The following is a 14,261-nucleotide window of genomic DNA, read 5'->3' on the forward strand; positions in this document are numbered from 1 at the left end:
ACCAGTGCTCAAATAAGAGGCTGTTGAGGCAGGTTGTTTTCCAGCAACGTATCAATCACCCGATACAGTTCTTTGTAGCGCAGGGGCTTGATGATGTAGGCATTACAGCCGGCCAGGCGAGTTTTTTCCTCGTCTTCTTTCATGGCCATGGCAGTCAATGCGATCACCGGGATAGCGGCCGTCTGAGCGTCCTGCTTGAGCAACGAGGTCGCGGCCAGCCCATCCATTCCCGGTAACTGAATATCCATCAGGATCAGTTCAGGCTTACGCTCACGCGCCAGGGTCAAACCCGTTTCTGCGTCTGTCGCACACAGCACGCTGTGACCCGCATTGGTTAGCAGCAAGCAGGCCAATCGCATGTTGGCGGCGTTATCTTCAACAATCAGGATGTTAGCCACGGCGCCTCCACAGTGGTTGAGCGACGGATCGGCAACCACACCAAAAAGCGCGCCCCCACACCTTCAAGGCTGGCCACGGCAACACTGCCACCGTGCAATTCGGCCAGTTGTTTGACCATCGCCAGGCCCAGGCCCGTGCCTTCAAATTTACGTGCCAGGCTGCTGTCGATTTGACTAAACGCCTTGAATAGCTTGCACATGCTGTCTTGCGCAATGCCAATCCCGGTGTCGCTGACGCTCAGCTCCAGAAACTGCCCGTATTCGCCGTCCGGCACTTCGAAACCGTAGATCGGCCAGTCGCCGTCGATGGTGCCCACTTGCTCGCGCGTGACCTGGCGCACCGCCAGCGTCACCGACCCACCTTGCTCGCTGAATTTCACGGCATTGGCGAGCAAGTTGTAAACAATTTGCTTGGTCTTGCGCAGGTCAAGTTCAATCACCCCAAAGTCAGTATCGGCGGCCAGCTTCAACTGAATGCGTTGCAGCGCAGCTTTCTCGCGGACGATGAGCAAGCTATTGCTCAGAAGGCTTTCCAGCTCGACCGGCTCCAGCTCCAATTCCATCATCCCGGCTTCAACCTTGGACAGGTCGAGAATGTCATTGATCAACGACAGCAGGTGCTGGCCACTGGTAAAAATATCGCTGATGTATTCACGCTGGGTATCTGTCATGTCGCCCACCATTCCATCCTTGAGCGCCTCGGAAAAACCGATCACGGCATTCAGTGGCGTTCGAAGCTCATGGGACATCGTGGCCAGGAACTCGGACTTCATGTGGCTGGCGTGCTCCAGCTCGATGTTCTTTTCTTCGAGGGTGCGTTCGAAGCGTTTACGCTCCGTGACATCGCGGGCGGCGGCGAACACCCCCTGCAACTTTCGGTCACGGTCATGGAAAGTGGCCGCGTTGTAAGAGACGACGGTTTCACTGCCGTTGTACGCGCGCACGGTGAGTTCATAATCGCTGACTTTATGTTCACTGAGCACTCGCTTGATGGCAGCCTCGGCGCGCGCGGGGTCAGTGAAAAAGTTTTTACACGGGGCACCGATCAACTCGTCACGAGTACGCCCGGTCAGCGCCATCATTTGTTTGTTAACGTCGGAAATGATGCCTTGAGGGTCGGTCATCATTAACGCATCGATGTTGGATTCGATCAGGGAGCGGGTGTAGAACTGCTGATCACGCAGACGCTGATCAAGCAACGCTTGGGTTGCCTCTTCCTGCTTGCGCGCGGTGTTGTCGGTGCCAATCAGCAAGTAACCGATGATGGTCTCGGCGCTGTCGCGTAATGAAGTGACAGACACCATCGCCGACAAGCGGCTGCCGTCCTTGCGGATGTAGGTCAGCTCATAAATGTCTTCAATACCTCGCGAGGCCTTAAACACCAACGCTTCAAAACCCGGCGTAATCGGCGTATCCAGCTCAAGGCTGAGCGCGGCGGCTCGGGTGATCAGTTCTTTAGGATCGGAGATATCAGCCGGCGTAATCAGGTTGACCACATCCTCGGCCTGGTAGCCAAGCATGCGTTCGGCACCGACGTTGAAAATCTGGATAACGCCTTTTTCGTCGGTCGCAATGCTGGAGAAATAGGCGCTGTTGAAGATGGCGTCCTGCAGCGCGCCGGTCTTGAGCAGGGTTTTCTGTCGACGAAACTCGACGATCTTTTCGGCGCGAGACTGAGGTTCAGCGGGCGGGCTGTCTGTTGGCTGCTTGTCCATGTTTCATATCCCATTAACTCGCGAACCTACCAATGACAGCAGGACCGTAAAACCAGCTTACGGATGATCAAACGGTGCCGCGCAGTGAGTTCAATAGACGATAGCAGATGGCATTTGATGCTGATCGACCCGTCTACACCAATGACCCAGTGCAGAACTCGGAGATTAGGCTCATGTTCACTTGACCCAGCCTTGTCCAGCAAGGTTCCATCGGCCAGCAAGCCAAACCTGAAAAAACAAGAAAGGGGTACAGACTGATCGTCAACGGCCAGGCCCAGCGGCATCCTCGCGTTGACACCCAGCACCGTGGTTTTGGCGATTGCCAACCCGCCCTGGAACCACTGACCTCTCTGCTGCCCCGCACAACGCGCTCTTGCCCGCAGCGGTGGTTCCACTCAACAAGCACAGGCGCCAGCAACGTGCGCAATTCATGGGCGCCGTTGGCGGTGACGCTGCGTTCGGCCTCCAAACCGCTGCGCAAATGCTCCCCCTCTCAAAAAAATGATCATCCAGCGTCTGACTTAAATCAAATACGGGCCACTCATTCACGCCGACATTGAGCATCAGCGTTCGCGCCATCGCATCCGCGGTGAGCACAGAGCGCTCGTCTCATGGAGGCTTCCCATGGCTACGCAGTTACAAGGCATCCAACCGATTATTCCGGCCACCACCACGCACCCCGTTGCAGGCAGCTTGCGAAAGGTGGAACCCAAACGGCTGTCCTTGAGCCTGCTGATTGCCTTGGTGGTCGGTTCGATGATCGGCAGCGGTATTTTCAGCCTGCCGCAAAACATGGCGGCCAGCGCAGGCGCCGGGGCGATTCTGATTGGCTGGCTGGTGACTGGTGTCGGCATGCTGTCGTTGGCGTTGGTCTATCAAACCTTGTCCAATCGCCAACCGACACTGGACAACGGCGTATTTGCCTATGCCCGCGCTTTAGGTGGTGAATTCCTCGGGTTCAACTCAGCCTGGGGCTACTGGATCAGCGCCTGGATCGGCAACGTCAGCTATCTGGTGATTTTGTTTGCGGCGCTGAGTTACTTCTTCCCGCTGTTTGGTGAAGGCAACAACAAAGCGGCGATTGCCGGGGCGTCCGTCGTGCTCTGGGCATTGCACTGGATGATTCTCAGAGGCATGCGCACTGCGGCGCGCGCCAACGCGCTGACGACCGTGGCCAAAATCGTCCCGTTGTTGCTGTTTATAGGCTTGGTGATAGCGGCGTTCCAGCCTGCAACCTTTAGTGTCGATTTATGGGGTTCGCCCGCGCTCGGCAGCACCCTCGATCAAGTCAAAAGCACCATGCTGGTAACGGTCTGGGTGTTCATCGGCATCGAGGGGGCCAACGTATTCTCTGCCCGCGCAGCGGAGCGGGCCAATGTCGGCCGCGCCACGGTCATCGGTTTTGCCATCACCCTGTTGCTGCTGATTGCGGTGTCTCTGCTATCGCTCGGCATTCTTAAACAACCGGAACTGGCCGCCCTGAAAAACCCTTCGATGGCCGGTGTGCTTCAAGCCGCGGCCGGACCATGGGGCGCAGTGCTGATTAGCATTGGCTTGATTATTTCGGTGGGCGGCGCCCTGCTCGCCTGGACCTTGCTGGCGGCCGAATCAGTATTTACCCCGGCCAGGGAAAAGGTCATGCCGCAGTTACTGGCCGTGGAAAACACCGAGGGCGTGCCAGCCAATGCGTTGTGGGTCACTAACGGCTGTATTCAACTGTTCCTCTTGCTGACGTTGTATTCGAACGCGAGCTACCTGGCGCTGATCTCCCTGGCGACCTCGATGATTCTGCTGCCCTATCTGTTCAGCGGCCTGTATGCGTTGAAATTGTCCTGGCAGGGCCAGACCTACGCCGGCCACCGCGCCCTGCAACTGCGCGACATGGCCATCGCCTCGGTCGCTACGCTGTATTGCCTGTGGTTGCTGTATGCCGCCGGGCCTAAATACATGTTGCTCAGCGCCTTGCTCTACGCCCCCGGTTCGTTGATTTACATGAGCACCCTAAAGGCGCGTCAGGGACAACCCCTCAGGGTTGCTGAAACAGGGCTGCTGATCATTATCTGGACCGCGGCAGCCTTCGCCGGCTGGATGCTGTGGTCTGGAACTCTGGCCCTGTAAGCACGGTGTTGTAACAGCCAACGTCACCTCACTAGCGGGCAAACCTGTCCCCTGACATGAAATCGGCAGGGGACATTGAATCCGACGTTACTTATCGCCGTGTCACCAGCCGCAGCGCAATCAGCAGCCTGGCTTGACGATCATCAAACTGCACGGCGCATGATTCAACACGCTCTCGGCAGTACTGCCGGTGAGCCAGTCGGCCCCAGGGTGATAGGCCGTGCCCAACACCACCATGTCGAATGCATTCTGTTGGGCGAAATGCTCAATCACTTGGTGAGGAATACCGACCAGTTGATGCCTGTATTTTTTCTCAATGCCATACCGTTCCGCGAGTACATCAAAGGCCTCGTCCTGGGCATCGTTGACCGCGTCTCTCAAACTATCGGCCAGTGTCAGCGTCGGAAGACTCCGCTGTGTGTCGCCGACCACCGACCAGTTGCGCACATTGAGCACGTGCAAAACGGCGCCACAAGACGCAGCCAGCGTTGAGGCGAGATCAAGAATCCGTTCATTGAGCCCTTGGGTCAGGTCTTCCAGATGCGAGAGATCGAGGGTGGCGAGAATACGCAATGGTTTTGCATGCCGGGCGCCAGTGACCCAGTGCCAAGGGGCCGGGCAATCACGCAGCAACAGCCAGTCCAGCGGGCGGTGGAAAGCACGGTCGAGCGCCGGCACGTGGAGGAGGTCCTTGATCACCAGATCCGCATGGAAGTTGTTCACGTACTCAAGCACGTGCGCCAGGCTCGATTGCTCCCAGACCACTTCAGTGGTGACCTGCAACCCAGAGCACCTTTGAAACCGGGCTTGCTGCTCCAACCAGTGGCGGTGCATCTGCACGTAGCCCTCTAGCGCCTGGGCTATCGCGCCCGGTGCAAACAGGCCGGTCAACGTCAGCGCCTGGGCATCATCAAACGCGACGATGTGCAGCATTGCTCCCGTTGCGCGGGCCAATGCCTGCGCCCGATCAAACGCCGGGCTGCGGGTCTTTTCGATGGGAGCAATCAATAGGATCCGCTTGAGCTTCAGCATCATGGACCTCGTCCTCGTTGCTCAAGTATCTGGCGTTATCCAAACAGGGCCCTGATCTTTGTCAACGAATAGCCCGAGCACTCACCCAAGACAAAGACCAGAGCTCTTTCCCCGTTCGTCGATTACCCAGGCAAACACCTGAATGAACGGCGCGTCCGCACGCTTGCCACCTATGCTTGAAACACCCTCCAATGGCGTCATATCCCATGCCGGAAACCCGACCACTTCAAATTCACTACCTCAAGGCTGCGTGCTCCAACTGCAGCGTCTTGGAGTTGTGCCTGCCCATTGGTCTTACAGGCCCTGAGGTCGAACGTCTGGACACGCTGATCGTGCAACGCGTCAAGGTCAAAAAAGGCGCAAGCCTCTACCGCCCAGGCGACCCACTGCGTTCGCTGTACGCGGTGCGTATCGGCTCGTTCAAGACCAGCGTGCTTTCGGTCGATGGACGCGAACAGGTCACCGGGTTCCAGATGCCTGGCGAAATACTCGGTCTGGACGCCATCAGTACCGACCTGCATGCCTGCAATGCCTGTGCTCTGGAGGACAGCGAAGTCTGCCCCCTCCACTTCGCTCATCTGGAGAAACTCGCTCAAGAACTGCCCTCACTGCAACACAACCTGAACAAAATAATGAGCCGTGAAATCGTGCGAGATCACGACATGTTGATGATGCTTGGCAAGATGAATTCCGATGAGCGCCTGGGTGCCTTTCTGCTGAATCTGTCGCAACGTTTGAATATGCGGGGGTACTCATCCCGGGATTTCGTACTAAAAATGCGGCGGGATGAAATTGGCTCCTATCTGGGGCTGCGCCTGGAAACCATCTGCCGTGGCATTGCGCACTTGCGGGATCAGGGGTTAGTGCAAATCACTGGCCGAAACGTCAACATCCAGGACATGGAAGGCCTCAAGCAACTGGTCGTGGGCTGCCATCGCCCTCTCTGCTAACCCCGCACTTCCGGACGCCATGGGTATCTGATCCAGATCAGATTGAAGCGCCGCCAACGGCGTAGAAAGGAATGCATCGTGTGGTTCGTCGCCACGCGTCAACCTTTCAAACCGGGTGGAGGATCACACCATGCTCACCGTCAAAGACCACAACGATCGTGCAGCCGCAGCTTACTTGGCAGTTAACGGCCAATACTGGATCGAAACACTCAAGGATGGCCGCCACATCTTGATTCGGCCCCTGGAGGAAAAAGATCGCGACCGCGAGTACGCCTTTATCAAGCGCCTGTCTGCGGAGTCCCGGCACATGCGTTTTCTCGCGCAGGTCAACGAACCCGGCACGGCGTTACTCAACCAGTTGATGGACACCGATAACAAGCAGCGCACGGCCTACATTGCGCTGGTCCATGAAAACGGCCAACTGATCGAGATCGGTATCAGCCGCTACGCCGCCACAGGCGAACATGAGTGTGAGTGCGCCGTAACCGTCGCCGATGACTGGAACCACTTGGGCCTTGGCACTGCATTAATGGAGCATTTGATCAAAGCCGCTCGCCAGAACGGTTTTCGCCAGATGTACTCCGTAGACGCCTCCAGCAATGGCCCCATGCGAGAACTGGCCAAAGCCTTGGGTTTCGAGACGCACAATGACCCCGACGACAGCCGTCAGGTGATTCACCGGTTTTTCTTGTAAACAACGCCCCGCGATATTCCAGCTAACGGTTTATCGCAAGGCGATCCAGCACGCTATCAGGAGTGCAGTGTCTGGCCCGGCTTGATCGCCAGTACACTGCAAGGCGCCCGCTGCAAGAGTTGTTCGGCCGTGGTGCCCAGGAGTTTGTTCAACCCCTTGTGCTGCACCGTCCCCATGACAATGACGTCGGTGCGGTGCTCCATCGCAAAATCACAGATACCCGACAACGGCACACCCTCGATAAAGTGGCGACGATCCAGCGGTACGCCATGCCGCTCGGCCAGCGCGACAAACGTCTCGCGTTGCGCCACACCCAGCGCTTCATAAATCCCGGTGGCCAGCGGTAATGCGCCAATCCCCATGTCTTGGGCATACACGGCTGTCCAGTCATACACATGCAACAGTTCAAGCCGTGCATCACATTGCTCAGCCAGCTTCACCGCAGCATCGATAATCTGATCATTGAACACCATGTCTTGCTCTTCACTACGCAGGACATCGACAATCGCCAGCACACTGTGCGGCCTTGGGTTAAGGGGATTCGTCACCAGATGCACCGGCACCGGACAATCACGCAGCAGTTGCCAGTCTAACGGCGTGAAAAAAACCCGCTTCAACGCTGACTCTTCCTGAGCATCCTTGATAATCAGCGCCAGCGACATCTCGTTGACGAAGTGCAGGATCTCCTCATAAGGATGCTGTACCCACACCACTTCGCTGGTGACCTCGACCCCGCGTTTGCTCATCATCCCGGCTTGTTCCGCGAGCCATTGCCGATGAATTTGCAGGTAGCCCTCCCGGGCCAGGCTGACTTGTTCAGGGGCGAACAGACCGGCCACCGCCAACGCCTGTAAATAATCAAACGCCACAATGTGTAACGGCAGTTGCATCGACAGCGCCAACGCGCCAGCCCGGTCGAACGCCGGTGTGCGGGTCATGGCTGGAGGGGCGATCAACAGTAAACGTTGAGTTTTCGACATGGGACACCTCGGCACGCGGACATCTGAACGATGGGAGTAGAACGTCAGATTGAGCGTTCCAGGTTCGGGCGACTTGATCTTTGTCAGCAAGAGGGTGCGAAACGTTTCCAGTGCCGCAAGGTGCCGGCCAAGATCGCCAGCGGCGACACGTCAAGCGGCCATGTCGAGCCGGCGTCCGTGTGATACCCGGCAATTGGCAAGACCTCGGTGAGCAGTGTGTCCGAACACGATGTTCGGGCGCTGATTCGGGCCGTGGTCAACCGCGGCGCTCACCGGCAAGCCATCAGTTTCTTCGCCGACCTCACCCAGATGTTCAACTGGGCTAGAAAGCGCCAACCTTGGCGGGCCTTACTGGTTGAGGGTGATCCGACTGAACTGGTCGACATCTCCCCCTTGATCCCTGCCGACTACGAAGCGGAAAGAAGCCACATCCTTTCACGGGCTGAGCTGTTGGAGTTGCACAACCGCTTCCAGCAGATGACCGCCGATTACAACGCCCTCCCCGCTGGTCAAAAGTACGAGGGCATTCGTCCATTGAAGAAGACTCAACTCGCGCTCTGGATTAGCTTGGGCACCTTATGCCGCATTGGCGAGTTGCTGCAGGCCGAATGGAAGAATGTCGATCTGGACCGGCAAACGTGGTTCCTCCCCAGTGAAAACGTCAAAGGCACCCGGGGCAAGAAACAGGACCACCATGTCTTCCTCTCGCCCTTCGCTCTGCATTTCTTTCAGGAGTTCAAGACCCTCACGGGCGACTCTCAGTGGTGCGTTCCCAACAAGCTGGATGATCAGCATGTTGATGTGAAAGTGGTGAGCAAGCAGGTGGGCGATCGTCAGACTAGGTTCAAAAACCGTAAGGTTCTCTCCAGGCGGCGTCATGACGACACCCTGGTCCTTGCCGACGGCCAGAACGGTGACTGGACGCCGCATGACCTGCGCCGCACCGGCGCGACCATGATGCAGGCCTTAGGTGTCAGCCTGGACGTTATCGATCGCTGTCAAAATCATGTACTGGCCGGCTCTCGGGTGAGACGCCACTACCTGCATCACGATTATGCCGAAGAGAAGAAGCGCGCTTGGAACCTGTTGGATGATCGACTCAGCGCCGTGTTGTCCTCAACCTACGAGCACCCGCCTACGGAGTCTATGATGTCTTTTCCAGCTTACGCCGCCGCTGAATCAGCGTCGCCTCCATAGGCCAGACTCATTGTTTCATGGGCATTGCTGAGCACCTGCTTCGGATCAACTCCGCTCCACCGTAATCAACAGAAATCGACCAAGAGCTGCCGTTGATGACAGCTGTTTGGGGCGCCGTCAGACACGAAACCCTGTCGCGAACGAAATCACTTTCTCAATGCTATTGCAACCAACGTCGCAAAAGACATGGAACAGGGCCGTGCTCTTTTCTCAGTCGGCAGCGCGCCCTTCCTGAGCCTGGAGAACAGGCGCCTCATCAAGTCGAAAGTTGGCCTAGGTTGGCGCGCCATGTGGACGAGAGGCCAGGACAATACGACGATTGATATGAGGTTGTTGTGACACGTGCAGACTCTTCGACAAAACCTTTAAGTAAGTTTGTTTCTCATCCGGTCTTCGGAACAATAAAGAGCAACTAACCTTAGAGACCCTGTTCGACACCTAATTTTTATTGCACTTCGCCACCGAGCCGCATACACATCCGCCTATGAACTGCGCTTACAGGACGTCGAATGAACAGCTGATATAATATCCTGCATGATGCCCAATGGCACGATGCTTTAAGTTAAGACTGAGTAACACTCACCTGAAAAATCAATCAATATGGCCAGTCGAAAAGACGCCTTTGTCAAACCGGCACCCCTTCGACTGAGCACACGCCCGTCAGCAAATAACGCAGTTGCTAAGAATTTATCCGGCTACAACTTCGAGTTTTACGTCGATATTGCCGCGCACCGAGTTGGAGTAGGGACAAGCCTGATGCGCGTCCTCTACCAGAGCTTCAGCGGCAGCTTGAACGATCCCAGGAAGAGAAATGCGCAAAGTTACCGCCAGCCCGAACGCTCGCTCATTGATAGGGCCGATGCCAACCTGTGCTCTAACGGTCGCGGTCTCAGGAATACTAGGGTGTTTGCCATTTCGAGCTACGTTTTTCATGGCGCTCAAAAAACACGCGGCGTAGCCTGCAGCAAATAGCTGTTCAGGGTTGTTGCCAAAACCGTTTCCGCCTAACTCTTTCGGCATACCGAGCCAGACGTTGAGGCTTCCATCACTCGCACGAGCGTGGCCGTCTCGACCACCGACAGCAGTTGCTTCAGTCTGATACAGAGTTTTAGTGATCATGGACAATCTCCTTGCTTATTGAATTGCCTAGCTTCCCAGACTGGGTGATCGAAAGAATTGGAATTCCGCGCTTTGGGGGTAACGATTTTTAGGTGCCTACATGTTCTAGTTTTAACGCCCGCTTCCAGCTATCTAGGGCAGTTAGACGCTGCAAGTAAGCCTGCAAATGGAGATATTGCGCACCGGCCCCGAGCTGTTCAACCACAGTAATGGCGACGAACGCCAGCATGAAATCTGCCCCCGACAATTTTTCGCCTACGATGAAGGTCTTATCTGCGAGCACGCTATCCAGAAAGCTTAATACCTTGTCAAACTCGGTCTGCGTGTATCCGTCCAGGAATTTCAGTTGGGTGCCTGCATCGGCCTCGAACTGTGTGAATACCTTCAGCAGAACCGGCACCATTGCAGAACTTTCCGCAAAATGAATCCATTGCAGATACTGAAGATAGTCGGGCGAACTGAACGCAGGTGCCAGGTCGGACGCGAACCGACGGATTAGGTACTCGACAATGGCGCCAGACTCAACCATCACCTGCCCCTCGACCTCAATGACCGGCGATTTACCCAACGGATGAATATTCTTTAAGGATTCCGGCGCGAGGTGGGTAACAGGATCACGCTGATAGCGAATCAGTTCGTAGCGCGCGCTCATCTCTTCCAAAAGCCAGAGAATACGCAGGGAACGAGAGTCGTTGAGATGATGAAGTGTGATCATGGCGGTTCTCATTAGTCGATGTTTTTCTCGCTGCGCCTGAACCCTGGAGGGGCTCAGGTCAACACAGTGGCTTACTTCAGTAGGGCAACAAGTGCCTTGGCAACACCTTCAGAGCTCGCGGGATTCTGGCCAGTGATCAACTTGCCATCTTCGATGACGAACGGAACCCAGTCCGGCCCTTTCTCATATCGGCCACCCAGACTCTGAAACTCATCTTCGATCAAAAAAGGCACGACATCGGTCAGTTCCACAGCAGCTTCTTCACCGTTAGTGAAACCAGTGACTCTGCGCCCTTTAATCAGCGGCGCGCCGTCAGCGGCCTTTACATGTCGAAGTGCTCCTGGTGCATGGCAAACAAAGCCAATAGGTTTGCCGGCACGCTCAAAGGACTCAATCAAACTGATGGATGTCTTCGACTCGGCCAGATCCCATAGTGGGCCATGACCGCCAGGGTAGAACACAGTGTCAAAATCTTTCTCGCTCACCGTATCGAGCTTAACCGTGCTGGCCAAGGCCTTCTGAGCTGCAGTGTCAGCGTTGAAGCGGTGAGTCATTTCGGTTTGAAAATCTGGAAGCTCACTCTTGGGATCCAGCGGAGGCTGACCACCGGCAGGTGAAGACAGGACTACTTCTGCGCCGGCATCTTTGAAGACGTAATAAGGAGCAGCGAACTCCTCAAGCCAAAATCCTGTTTTCAAGCCGGTGTCACCCAGCTGGTCGTGAGACGTCAGAACCATTAAAACTTTCATTTCATATCCCTCATTGCTGCGGTTAGGCCTTCGGCTACAGGATCTGCCTTGGGCATTTCATGAGCGTCAACAAGTGCCGCTGACCAGCTAAAATTTAGCTGTTGAAAAACGCTTCAAGTGTTTGTGCCTTGTCCGCATAAGGAGCTCGCAGGCGAAGATTTGACGCGCCATCCTGGCTTTGCACAACCACCGGTTTAGCATGCGTAAAGCGACGAAATCCATGGATGCCGTGATAAGCACCCATTCCCGAGGCTCCGACCCCACCGAACGGCAGACTGTCTATCGAGGCGTGCGTCATAACATCGTTGATGACTAAGCCGCCAGACGTCGTTTGGTGTGTGAACTGAGCCTGAAGATCGGGGTTGTTGCCGAAGTAGTAAGCAGCTAGAGGACGTGGATTAGCATTGATGTATGCGATAGGTTCTTCCGCGTTGCGATAGGTTTTTACTGGAAGCAGCGGCCCGAAGATCTCTTCTTGCATGATGGCCATGTCGTCGGTCACATCGAGTAAAAGGTGTGGGGCTATCTTGCGGGATGCCGAATCGAACGCTGGCTCACTGCCCGGTGCAAGATTGATAAGGGTCGCGCCCTTCTGCTCTGCATCTGACAACAGGCCCACCAGCCGCTCAAAATGACGCTCACTGATGATCGACGTGTATTCATCATTGGAAATGAGGCTGGCAAAGCTTGCGGCGATGAATTCTTTGCTGCGTCTGACCAGTTGTTCCAGAGCACCATGCGGAACCATCATGTAATCGGGAGATAGGCAGATCTGCCCTGCATTAAAGGTTTTGATAGTCAGTGTGCGCTCGACCGCCGTGCACATGTCAAAGTCCTCTGCCACTACCACAGGGGATTTTCCGCCCAGTTCCAGTGTCACTGGAACCAAGTTCTCCGCAGCTGCACGCATTACGTGGCGACCGACACTTGTGCTACCAGTGAACACCAGGTGATCGAATGGCAGACCGCTGAATGCAGCGCCTACACTCGCATCACCCAAAACGACAGTTAGCTCGATGGGATCGAAATAACCGGCGATGAGCTCAGCCAGCAACTCAGACGTTTTTGGGGTCAGCTCTGACGGTTTGATCATGGCGGTGTTGCCGGCTGCAAACACACCAGCTAGAGGGCCGAATGCCAAATTAATTGGGAAATTCCAAGGGCTGATAATCCCAACTACGCCAAGCGGCTGCTGCTCAATCCAAGCCTGCATGCCGGTGGCCGGGTTTTCAACCACTTCAGGCTTCATCCACTGCGATACATGCTCGGCAGAGTCCTCCAGCATATTCACCGTGGTGGCCATATCCGCAATCATCGACTGGTACACACTGCGGTTGCCGAAGTCGGCACTGATGGCGACGCTGATGGCCGTATGGTTTTCGCGAATCAAACGTGCGGCGCGGAGCAGCCTATCTTTCCGAAGCGCTGCATCGGCAGGGCCAGCAGCCAGATGTGCACGCTTCATAGTGCGCAGGATGACCTGCAGATCGTCGGTGGTGGGCTGGTAACTCATATCTCAAATCCTCAGCATTGCGCATGGTGGAATGAGTGCAGCATCTGTGTCCTATGGGGGCCACCGACGACTGCGTTCAAACTGTGAGCAGCCATCTTAGGGGGCTAGCCCTAATGGGAGTAGACAGCGTATTTTAGGGCTCATATAAATAATTTTATGGGAAAAATATGTCATTAATACGACTTAGGACGTTTGTTGAGGTATATCGACAGAGGTCGATAAGTGGTGCCGCCCGCACGCTCAACCTCACGCAACCTGCAGTTTCTCAACACATTTCAGGGCTCGAAGCAGCTATTGGCAGAAGCCTGTTTGACAGACAGGCTCGTGGCGTCGAACCTACCTCGGCGGCAAAAGAACTGGCAGCAGATATAGGCGACAAACTGGACGACGCTGAAAGCGCGCTTGCATCTGCTAGAGCTCGATCAATTGAACTGACAGGAGCACTTCAGATAATTGGACACGCCGACTTCCTCGCTGAAGTCGTCTCAAGACAACTGAAGCCACTACTGGAAGAAGGCATTCGCATTCGAATGCAGAGTGGAAACCACGAATCGATTTGCCGTTTACTCATCGAAGGAGAATGCGACCTAGGTGTTTCAGGTATGGCCCCTGACAACCCAAGGCTTCGCAGTGAGCTTTTGTTCACGGATGACGTCATTGCAGTTGCTGCCCCGGCGGTGGTGAAGCGTCTAGTCGCAGCAAAAGATTTTGTCACCGCGCTGGAGGCTGAACCGATACTGGCGTACAGCCTCGCCCTCCCACTTATCGATGCCTGGTTAGCGCTGAACCGTATTGAAATAACGACCTCTATGCCCGCCATGGTCGGTCAAGATTTGCGGACGTTGCGGACGCTCCTTATAGACGGGTTTGGTTGGAGCACCCTTCCTGCCTACCTTTGCAGGCCACATATTGAGAGGGGCGAGCTCCGGGAAGTTCCAGCGCCAGTAGGCCATTCAAGTCGTGACTACCATTTAATTTGGACGCCCAGCGCGTTACGCCAACCTCGAGTCGCTCATGCCCGGCAGGCTCTACTATGGCGACTAAGAGGAAGTCGGCGCGTGGAGTAAGGGATAGGCAAACG

General features: G+C 55.7%; 12 protein-coding genes and 1 pseudogene. 5 read left to right on the forward strand and 8 right to left on the reverse strand.

Features of this window, described 5'->3' with window-relative positions; translation table 11 throughout:
* Positions 1 to 8: 8 nt before the first annotated feature.
* Positions 9 to 398, reverse strand: a complete 390-nt coding sequence (locus RHM68_RS15205; protein ID WP_322216118.1) for a response regulator — start codon at positions 396 to 398, stop codon at positions 9 to 11.
* Positions 383 to 2,113, reverse strand: coding sequence for a PAS domain-containing sensor histidine kinase (locus tag RHM68_RS15210; RefSeq protein WP_322216120.1), 1,731 nt, complete (start codon positions 2,111 to 2,113; stop codon positions 383 to 385). Before RHM68_RS15210 ends, RHM68_RS15205 begins: the two co-directional genes overlap by 16 nt.
* A gap of 624 nt (positions 2,114 to 2,737) precedes the next feature.
* On the opposite strand from RHM68_RS15210, the gene arcD reads away from it, so the two are divergent.
* Complete coding sequence (gene arcD / locus RHM68_RS15215; protein WP_322216122.1) at positions 2,738 to 4,231, forward strand: arginine-ornithine antiporter; 1,494 nt, start codon at positions 2,738 to 2,740, stop codon at positions 4,229 to 4,231.
* Positions 4,232 to 4,351: 120 nt separating this feature from the next.
* On the opposite strand, the gene RHM68_RS15220 is transcribed toward arcD, so the two are convergent.
* Entirely contained in the window at positions 4,352 to 5,263 is a 912-nt protein-coding gene (locus RHM68_RS15220) for a universal stress protein (RefSeq protein ID WP_322223811.1), read from the reverse strand.
* A gap of 206 nt (positions 5,264 to 5,469) precedes the next feature.
* Between RHM68_RS15220 and fnr the strand changes: the two genes are divergently transcribed.
* Both fnr and RHM68_RS15230 read left to right on the forward strand, forming a co-directional pair.
* The gene (gene fnr, locus RHM68_RS15225; protein ID WP_322216124.1) at positions 5,470 to 6,213 is read left to right on the forward strand and encodes a fumarate/nitrate reduction transcriptional regulator Fnr; all 744 of its coding nucleotides are present in this window, start codon (positions 5,470 to 5,472) and stop codon (positions 6,211 to 6,213) included.
* A 130-nt stretch (positions 6,214 to 6,343) separates the two neighbouring features.
* A complete protein-coding gene (locus tag RHM68_RS15230; protein WP_322216126.1) occupies positions 6,344 to 6,907 on the forward strand; it encodes a GNAT family N-acetyltransferase in 564 nt (187 codons plus the stop codon).
* Positions 6,908 to 6,963: 56 nt separating this feature from the next.
* Here the strand turns inward: RHM68_RS15230 and RHM68_RS15235 are convergent, their stop codons facing one another.
* Positions 6,964 to 7,887 (reverse strand): universal stress protein, encoded by a 924-nt coding sequence (locus RHM68_RS15235; protein ID WP_322216128.1) that lies wholly within the window; start codon positions 7,885 to 7,887, stop codon positions 6,964 to 6,966.
* Between the two features lie 186 nt (positions 7,888 to 8,073).
* On the opposite strand from RHM68_RS15235, the pseudogene RHM68_RS15240 reads away from it, so the two are divergent.
* Positions 8,074 to 9,084, forward strand: a pseudogene (locus RHM68_RS15240) (tyrosine-type recombinase/integrase); the annotation flags it as partial.
* A 687-nt stretch (positions 9,085 to 9,771) separates the two neighbouring features.
* Here the strand turns inward: RHM68_RS15240 and RHM68_RS15250 are convergent.
* From RHM68_RS15250 to RHM68_RS15265, 4 genes are all read right to left on the reverse strand, one after another.
* A complete protein-coding gene (locus tag RHM68_RS15250; RefSeq protein ID WP_322216131.1) occupies positions 9,772 to 10,203 on the reverse strand; it encodes an organic hydroperoxide resistance protein in 432 nt (143 codons plus the stop codon).
* An 88-nt stretch (positions 10,204 to 10,291) separates the two neighbouring features.
* Positions 10,292 to 10,918, reverse strand: coding sequence for a glutathione S-transferase (locus tag RHM68_RS15255; RefSeq protein ID WP_322216134.1), 627 nt, complete (start codon positions 10,916 to 10,918; stop codon positions 10,292 to 10,294).
* 71 nt (positions 10,919 to 10,989) lie between these two features.
* Positions 10,990 to 11,667 carry a type 1 glutamine amidotransferase domain-containing protein gene (locus RHM68_RS15260; protein ID WP_322216136.1) on the reverse strand — a complete coding sequence of 226 codons (678 nt, stop codon included), beginning with the start codon at positions 11,665 to 11,667 and terminating at the stop codon, positions 10,990 to 10,992.
* A 94-nt stretch (positions 11,668 to 11,761) separates the two neighbouring features.
* On the reverse strand, positions 11,762 to 13,180 hold the full coding sequence (locus RHM68_RS15265) for a coniferyl aldehyde dehydrogenase (RefSeq protein ID WP_322216138.1): 1,419 nt from the start codon (positions 13,178 to 13,180) through the stop codon (positions 11,762 to 11,764).
* 167 nt (positions 13,181 to 13,347) lie between these two features.
* Between RHM68_RS15265 and RHM68_RS15270 the strand changes: the two genes are divergently transcribed.
* Complete coding sequence (locus RHM68_RS15270; protein WP_322216140.1) at positions 13,348 to 14,247, forward strand: LysR family transcriptional regulator; 900 nt, start codon at positions 13,348 to 13,350, stop codon at positions 14,245 to 14,247.
* Positions 14,248 to 14,261 lie beyond the last annotated feature (14 nt).

Origin of the sequence: Pseudomonas sp. DC1.2, assembly GCF_034351645.1 — a bacterium.
In the GTDB taxonomy this organism is placed as follows: domain Bacteria; phylum Pseudomonadota; class Gammaproteobacteria; order Pseudomonadales; family Pseudomonadaceae; genus Aquipseudomonas.

What these genes read in the sequence shown, in the direction of transcription:
- RHM68_RS15265 (WP_322216138.1), bottom strand. Translation starts at nt 13,180, where the DNA reads ATGAGTTACCAGCCCACCACCGACGATCTGCAGGTCATCCTGCGCACT.
- RHM68_RS15235 (WP_322216128.1), bottom strand. Translation starts at nt 7,887, where the DNA reads ATGTCGAAAACTCAACGTTTACTGTTGATCGCCCCTCCAGCCATGACC.
- RHM68_RS15220 (WP_322223811.1), bottom strand. Translation starts at nt 5,263, where the DNA reads ATGCTGAAGCTCAAGCGGATCCTATTGATTGCTCCCATCGAAAAGACC.
- RHM68_RS15270 (WP_322216140.1), top strand. Translation starts at nt 13,348, where the DNA reads ATGTCATTAATACGACTTAGGACGTTTGTTGAGGTATATCGACAGAGG.
- RHM68_RS15255 (WP_322216134.1), bottom strand. Translation starts at nt 10,918, where the DNA reads ATGATCACACTTCATCATCTCAACGACTCTCGTTCCCTGCGTATTCTC.
- fnr (WP_322216124.1), top strand. Translation starts at nt 5,470, where the DNA reads ATGCCGGAAACCCGACCACTTCAAATTCACTACCTCAAGGCTGCGTGC.
- RHM68_RS15210 (WP_322216120.1), bottom strand. Translation starts at nt 2,113, where the DNA reads ATGGACAAGCAGCCAACAGACAGCCCGCCCGCTGAACCTCAGTCTCGC.
- RHM68_RS15250 (WP_322216131.1), bottom strand. Translation starts at nt 10,203, where the DNA reads ATGATCACTAAAACTCTGTATCAGACTGAAGCAACTGCTGTCGGTGGT.
- arcD (WP_322216122.1), top strand. Translation starts at nt 2,738, where the DNA reads ATGGCTACGCAGTTACAAGGCATCCAACCGATTATTCCGGCCACCACC.
- RHM68_RS15230 (WP_322216126.1), top strand. Translation starts at nt 6,344, where the DNA reads ATGCTCACCGTCAAAGACCACAACGATCGTGCAGCCGCAGCTTACTTG.
- RHM68_RS15260 (WP_322216136.1), bottom strand. Translation starts at nt 11,667, where the DNA reads ATGAAAGTTTTAATGGTTCTGACGTCTCACGACCAGCTGGGTGACACC.